This window comes from Bacillus haynesii (genome assembly GCF_001969855.1).
GTDB classification, from domain to species: Bacteria; Bacillota; Bacilli; order Bacillales; family Bacillaceae; genus Bacillus; species Bacillus haynesii.
Map to the genome: position 1 here is coordinate 2,586 of NZ_MRBL01000015.1, position 908 is coordinate 3,493.

Genomic DNA, 908 nt, shown 5'->3' on the forward strand with positions numbered 1-908 from the left:
AGAGGAAGTGCAATTTTCGCATGAACCGTTAATTGAAGGTCATGATGTTTCGATAGGAAACACAACCATGAAAGTGGAGCCTATCTACTCACCGGGCCATACCATTGGAAGCACATCTTTAATTGTTGATAATCACTATTTGTTAACAGGAGATATTTTATTTATTGAATCAATCGGCCGGCCAGACTTGGCTGGAAAAGCCGGGGACTGGGCAGAGGATTTACGTAACACATTGCATGAAAAATACAAACAAATATCAGGTGACTTGATTGTTCTTCCAGCTCACTTTTCGACAGTCAGTGAATTAGGTGATCAAGGGCAAGTTCAGGCTAAATTGGGTGATTTATATAAAAAGAATGCCGGTTTAAATATGGCTGAAAATGAATTCAGAGGTGCTGTATCAGAAAACCTGCCGCCACAGCCAAATGCCTATCAGGAAATCCGTCAAACCAACATGGGCAAAATAACGCCGGATGCTGACAGGCAAAGTGAGATGGAAATTGGACCAAACCGTTGCGCGATTCATGGATGAATATAGATTTGAAGATAGGGAGAGATAAAAAATGAAATCAGATAAAATAATAGATGCTAAAGGATTTGCGTGCCCAATGCCAATTGTGAAAACAAAAAAAGCGATGGACGAATTGCAATCCGGAGAAGTGTTAGAAGTACATGCCACTGATAAAGGGGCAAAAAGTGATCTAACAGCATGGGCGAAGTCAGGCGGTCATGAGTTGCTTCAAGATACAGAGGAAGATGGTGTATTAAAATTTTGGCTTAAAAAAGGTTAAATGTGATAAAAGGGGGCTATTCCCCCTTTTTATTGATGGAAAGGAGGAAGGGTAGTGGACATATCTTTTATTCTTCTACTATTTTTCATCGGATCAGTTGGCTCTTTTATGTCCGGG

General features: G+C 40.4%; 2 protein-coding genes. Both read left to right on the top strand.

Translation table 11 applies throughout. The features are described 5' to 3' along the window. On the top strand, positions 1-532 hold a 532-nt coding region (locus BTA31_RS23345; protein WP_479688709.1), incomplete at its 5' end, for an MBL fold metallo-hydrolase. A 31-nt stretch (positions 533-563) separates the two neighbouring features. Further along, complete coding sequence (locus BTA31_RS12850; RefSeq protein WP_043928381.1) at positions 564-791, top strand: sulfurtransferase TusA family protein; 228 nt, start codon at positions 564-566, stop codon at positions 789-791. Positions 792-908: the final 117 nt, after the last annotated feature.

What these genes read in the sequence shown, in the direction of transcription:
- BTA31_RS12850 (WP_043928381.1), top strand. Translation starts at nt 564, where the DNA reads ATGAAATCAGATAAAATAATAGATGCTAAAGGATTTGCGTGCCCAATG.